The sequence below is a fragment of the Bacillus sp. 05T31 genome (assembly GCF_056396725.1).
In genome coordinates this window covers 1-5,908 of record NZ_JBFTMA010000224.1, presented here as the reverse complement: position 1 = coordinate 5,908, position 5,908 = coordinate 1, and the positions used below count along the sequence as shown (strand labels likewise).

The window sequence follows — 5,908 nt, the reverse complement described above, 5'->3', positions numbered from 1 at the left end:
TTACTATTTTTATACTTAGTTATATAATCAAATAATAGTACTAGGTTCTAAATATTATCAATATTCGAACATGAGATTTTAGGCAATTAAACTAACTAAAATATCTAGTTATGGTATAAAGGAGRGAAATTCATGTTCAATATTCAACAAATTAAAGAAATTATTCCCCATCGTTCCCCCCTTTTATTAATAGATCGGATAATTGAAGTAGAAGAAGGAAAGCGTGCAGTTTGGMTCAAAAATGTTGTGACTAATSAAGGGTTTTTTGTCACTCATTTTTTCTGAYTATTCAGYYATTAWCAGYATCCTTATTGTAGATGCCCTTTTAACATGAATAAAAAAAGTAGGAGTTTATTGAAAAGTTTTCTGGAGAAGGACAATGCTAAAACACTGTATTAATGGAGAAATAAAAGAAATTTAGAATAATTTAAAGGGAGAAGAGTGATGATTGATATTTTAAAGATTTTTGCGGCCTTAGCTTTGGGCTACCTTTTAGGCAGCCTTAATACAGCGGTGATTGTAGGGAGAATATACGGAAAAGACATAAGAAGCCATGGAAGCAAAAGCGCTGGGCTTACCAATACTCTGAGAGTACTTGGGAAATCTGCTGCGGTGTTTGTTCTTGCGGGAGATATATTAAAAGGGATAATTGCTTGTTATATAGGCTTGTTCCTTAGCGTTTACTTTTATTCGGGAGAGGCTAAAGATTGCGTAAGCCTTTTAGCGGCAGGCGCAGGGGCGGTTATAGGGCATAACTGGCCGGTATATTTTGGGTTTAAAGGGGGAAAGGGAGCACTTACAGCAGTGGCTGTGCTGTTTATGATTGACTGGGTTATGGCCCTTTTATGCCTTGGCTTTTTTGTGATAATAGTAGCTTTAACCCGTTATGTCTCTTTAGGTACAATATGTGCTACATTGCTTGTTGCGGTCATTTCATTTATTCCTGTTTTTGGGAATACCTTATATTTTTATATATTTGCATTCCTAATGGCGTTTATGGTTATTTTCAGGCATATGGAAAATATAAAAAGGCTACTTTCAGGAACAGAAAATAAACTTATTTTTCTGCGGCGTTGAGCATGTCGTTAAAATGGAAAAAATCAGGTTTAGTTAACCGTCTAAGAGGTACGGCAACGATTCTTTACTTTTGGAGCCATTCAAGAAAAATGTACTTTATGGCGTACCGCCACATGCCTATCAACCTAACAGAACAGGTTGCCCCAAAAACGATAAAAATGAACTTCGGTGCTATAAAAACACAAAATTTTCGTTTAGGGGGTACTTCAAAACCTTAGCTTGATAGCGATGGGGTAGCACCATCAAAACACAAATTTCATACGCTATGAAAATGTAACGATTTTATGCTACCAGTAAAAAACTGATTATTGAGAGCTCATAATCTGCGGGGGAGGGACACCCCCGCGAATTTAAGTTTCACTTTATAAAAAAAGTAAGGATCGACCGGTACCGCTCGTTATTTGACTATTACTTTCCCATCCATTCCTTTCAAGTAGTGGAACCTACATATTAGTTCATATGTACCGGGAGTTTCAGGTTTTACGGTAATTGTTATTTCTTTTCCTGACGGGACTTCGGCGTCAATTCCGAGTTTTTTCACCGTRAAGGTATGTTCTCTATTTCCCTTGTTTTTCAATAGCAACGTTGTCGTTTTTCCAACCGGAACAGTGATGGTACTCGGATTAAAGTAATCATCATTCAATTCAACCTCAATAGGCTGTCTCACAGCGTCGGATTCGGCAAATACACGGAGCGAACCTAAAGTAGTCATAACTACAATCATCGCAAGTGAAATGATTAATCCAGTTAATAGCTTTTTCACAGACATTCACATTCCCTCCTTTCCTAAGCACTAGTGTTTTCAAATTACTAAAATATTATCAATATAAATAGGGTTTAGGCGTGGCTTAAATAGTAATTCTTTCGGCAACTCCTACTAACCAAGTACTAACTGGAATAGGATTTGGGTAAATAAAAAAAGCCTCCACTACTGTGGAAGCTTCTCCAAATGATGTGCAATATCAATATACATATCGGAATAAACCGAATGGATTTCATTACTAGGCGCAGCGTTAGAAGAGAAGTGGACGATTACCATACTTGCTTTCGGATCRATGTAAAGAGTTTGTCCGTAACTGCCTAACACTTCGAAAGCACCTTGTTCATTGTGCGGAATCCACCATTGATTATGATAAGAAATGGAAGCACCATGACCAATTGCGAGCTCACCTTCTTGTACATTTTTCACACTTTCTGTAATAGAAGAAGGGACGATTTGTTTTCCGCTATATTGACCATTATTTAATAGTAATTGTCCGAACCTCGCCATATCTCTAGCAGTTGCATTTAAGCCAGCGCTTGCTTGTTCTACTTTCGTTTCATCTGTAACGTAATACGCGTTTTCTTCCATACCAATTTGAGACCAAATTCGYTCGCTTACATTTTCAGCTAAYGATTTYCCTGTRATYGTTCGGATAATCCAAGCGAGTGTTTCWGTTGATCCGTTATTGTAAGAAAAAGMKGAACCRGGTGGTGCAGTTTCTTCTGCTTCTAGTAACATATCATAAATTTTCATAGGMCCCTCGTAATTTTTACCTCGGGGTAAAATATTACTAGCTAAATATAGTTGTGCATCTTGATTTTCTAGTCCTAGCTGCATATATCCGTGAGTAGGGTATTCAGCGGAAACTTGCATGTCCAGTAATTGYTGARGTGTTGCTTTWCCAAACGGTGTATTTTTTAATTCTTTTATGTAAGTGTCAGCTGTTTTCTCTACATCAATAAGATTTTCTTCAGCGAGAGATTGTATGATTGCACCAGTAAACACCTTTGCTAATGATGCCATTCCATGAGGTTCACTCTCGTTATATCCATTGAAATATCGTTCATAAACAAGTTGACCATTATGTACAACGACAAAAGCATCTGTTTTGTTTTCGTCTAAAATTTTTTTTAGAGGAGTCGTATTTCCAAATCTACGCTCCACAGCAAAATCGTCTAAGTTTTGTAACGCGGTAGGGAAGGGAGCAACTTGGTCAGGGATGTTTTTTACTTCATTTATTAAAGTGAATTCTTTCATATGTGTATACGACCAGCGTAAGTAAGGATCGTCCAACCAGTTTTCTTTTGTGACATTTGCTTTAGTGGGGGTCGTTTTATTATTTTTAAAAAAAGTAAACCCAAGCCCTGTAACTACGAATATTAATACTAGTAACAGTAATAGCAGGGGAGATTTCTTTACATTCATATAGGTACCTCCTTAAGTTTCTATTATAAGTATACGCTCGTCTTAAAATAAATACAAAATAAGGAAAGTAAACGGGTAAGTTTACTTTCCTTATGAACGTTAAGCAGATATTTGTCCGTCTGTACTTTGTTTCTTGAATTTTTGTTTTCGTCCGTGTAATCCATAATATAGAAGTAAAGTGAACGCAACGATAATAGCTGCGATAAAATACATATTATGATAACTTGATTTGGCAGCGACTATACCTAAAATGAAAGAACCGAAGCCAATGCCACTATCAAAGAACGAGTAGTAAGTAGCTGTCGCAGAACCACGTCGATGGTTTGGAGCGGCAGAAATTGCAATCGTTTGGAAACTTGGAATTAATGTTCCGTATCCTAAACCGATTAACATACCTGCGCCAAGGAACCAAAATGAAGTTTGCGCTTGGCTTAAAATGAACATCCCAATTGTGAAAATAATAATAGCGGGATAAATAAGTACATTTTCACCGAAACGATCAAATATTTTCCCTGTAAATGGACGAGAAATGACCACAACAAGTGCGTATAAAATAAAGAAGTAACTTGCAATTTCGCTTAAACCGAGCTCTTTCGCATAAATAGGAATAAAGGATAAAATGCCACTATAAGAAAAGGCTAAAACAAATCCTGTTAGAGCGATTGGAATAGAAGATGGTTCAATTAAGTCTTTCCATTTCATTTTTTCTCGTTTTTGTTTGTTTACTGGTGCTTCATGCGGAATATTGACTAGTAGTCCTAATAAAAATGCGAGTAATGAAAATACTGAACAAACGATAAATAGTACAGTAAATGAAAAATGAGAAATAATTGTTAAACCTAAAAAAGGACCAATTACCATCGGTAGACTCATAAATACGCCGTAATAAGCAAGTGCTTCGCCGCGTCTATGAGCTGGTGCTACATCAGTTACAATTGTTCCAGTTGCTGTTGTTGCCATTCCGAATCCAATACCATGTAAGAAGCGAAGGGCAAGTAATAAAAATAAACTTTGCGTACCGAAATACATAACAGTAGCGGCTAAAAATAGTGAAAGTGAAATAAATAATATTTTCTTTCTTCCTAAATCATCGAGCCATTTTCCTGTGAATGGTCTACATAAAACAGATGAAATAAGAAAAACAGTTGCAACTAAACCAATTTCCTCAGGTTTTCCTTTTAGGCTGTCTATAACATAGACAGGCAGAGTAGTCATAAGCATGTAAAATGTTAAAAAGAGAAACAGACTACTAAAACAAGTTCCGAGGAAATCCTTCGTCCAAAGTTTTTCACTTTGCATCGTCATCCCTCCATATTAATGATCTAAATTTTTGATAATTTGTTGTAACAATTGAAAAGCTTCATGTAAGTCTTCTTCTTTAATACCTTCTAGCGTCTTTTCTTCAAAGGAATCAACTTCTTCTTGCCATACTGGAATCATTTTTAGTGCAGTATCAGATAATGAAATCAACTTTTCACGGCGATCTTTTCCTTCAGTACGAATAATCCAGCCCATCGTTTCCATACGTGTTAACGTACGAGTCATCGTTGGTGATTCAACATTTAAATATTGACATAATTCTGTTTGGGTACAAGATCCAGTTTGATTAATGCGGAAAATAACAGCCCATTGCGCACTAAATAATCCTGTTGGAGATACACGTTCATTAAATTTCTTCGTAAACTTACGAGAAGTTTGACTGACAATGTGGAAAAAATGTTGTTTTTCGTCCATGTATTTTGATCCTTTCAAATTAGTTACCTAGCTAACTATATACTTTTTTATAATAATTGTCTAGTAATAGACATGTTGAGTTATGTAAAAATTTCGTATAGGCTTTATGTTGAGAACGTACATTCTGTATGTTATTCTTTAAGTAAGTAAAGAATTTTCTTTCTATTAAATAGAATGGGGGAACTTGTGATGATTAAGCCTGCAACAATGGAGTTTGTTTCACTATCGAACGGAGAAACGATTGCGTATCAGGAAGTTGGAAGGCAAAATACAGAAATTCTTGTACTCATTCAYGGGAAYATGACATCGTCACAACACTKKGATTTAGTTMTTGARAARYTRCAAGATCAATACCATATTTACGCWMTTGATTTAAGAGGATTTGGCCAATCAACATATAATCAATCGATAGATTCATTACAAGACTTTGCAAGAGATGTAAAACTATTTATCGATCAATTAAAACTAGAAAAATTTTCATTAATGGGCTGGTCAATGGGCGGTGGTGTTGCGATGCAATTTACAGCGAATCATCCAACATTTGTCGAAAAGTTGATTTTAGTAGAATCAGTGGGAATGAAGGGATATCCAATTTTTAAAAAAGATATTAACGGGCAACCGATCGTATCAAGTTTAGTAAAGACGAAAGAAGAAATCGCACAAGATCCCGTACAAATTGCTCCAGTGCTAGATGCGATAAAAAATATGAATAAATTATATTACCGTACAGTATGGAATCTATTAATATATACACATAATCAACCTGAACCGGATCGTTATGAAAAGTATTTAGATGATATGTTAACGCAACGTAATTTCGTAGATGTGAATTATGCGCTCATTACATTTAATATTTCGGATGAACATAACGGGGTTGTAGAGGGAGAACATAACGGGGTTGTAGAGGGA

The 5,908-nt window shown here is 35.8% G+C and carries 6 protein-coding genes and 1 pseudogene; 3 read left to right on the top strand and 4 right to left on the bottom strand.

Annotated elements, in window-relative coordinates:
- Window positions 1-132 precede the first annotated feature (132 nt).
- Both AC1DJR_RS14890 and plsY read left to right on the top strand, forming a co-directional pair.
- Window positions 133-325: pseudogene (locus AC1DJR_RS14890) on the top strand (hotdog family protein); the annotation flags it as partial.
- Between the two features lie 119 nt (window positions 326-444).
- Window positions 445-1,077, top strand: a complete 633-nt coding sequence (gene plsY / locus AC1DJR_RS14885) for a glycerol-3-phosphate 1-O-acyltransferase PlsY (protein WP_098501447.1) — start codon at window positions 445-447, stop codon at window positions 1,075-1,077.
- 397 nt (window positions 1,078-1,474) lie between these two features.
- On the opposite strand, the gene AC1DJR_RS14880 is transcribed toward plsY, so the two are convergent.
- The 4 genes from AC1DJR_RS14880 to AC1DJR_RS14865 all read right to left on the bottom strand — a co-directional run bounded on the left by AC1DJR_RS14880 (window position 1,475) and on the right by AC1DJR_RS14865 (window position 4,999).
- Entirely contained in the window at window positions 1,475-1,846 is a 372-nt protein-coding gene (locus tag AC1DJR_RS14880) for a cupredoxin domain-containing protein (RefSeq protein ID WP_410591035.1), read from the bottom strand.
- 159 nt (window positions 1,847-2,005) lie between these two features.
- Entirely contained in the window at window positions 2,006-3,265 is a 1,260-nt protein-coding gene (locus AC1DJR_RS14875) for a serine hydrolase domain-containing protein (protein WP_477002907.1), read from the bottom strand.
- A gap of 99 nt (window positions 3,266-3,364) precedes the next feature.
- The gene (locus AC1DJR_RS14870; protein WP_002128166.1) at window positions 3,365-4,564 is read right to left on the bottom strand and encodes an MFS transporter; all 1,200 of its coding nucleotides are present in this window, start codon (window positions 4,562-4,564) and stop codon (window positions 3,365-3,367) included.
- 15 nt (window positions 4,565-4,579) lie between these two features.
- Complete coding sequence (locus tag AC1DJR_RS14865) at window positions 4,580-4,999, bottom strand: MarR family winged helix-turn-helix transcriptional regulator (RefSeq protein ID WP_002033056.1); 420 nt, start codon at window positions 4,997-4,999, stop codon at window positions 4,580-4,582.
- 174 nt (window positions 5,000-5,173) lie between these two features.
- Between AC1DJR_RS14865 and phaZ the strand changes: the two genes are divergently transcribed.
- On the top strand, window positions 5,174-5,908 hold a 735-nt coding region (gene phaZ / locus AC1DJR_RS14860), incomplete at its 3' end, for an intracellular short-chain-length polyhydroxyalkanoate depolymerase (RefSeq protein WP_477002906.1).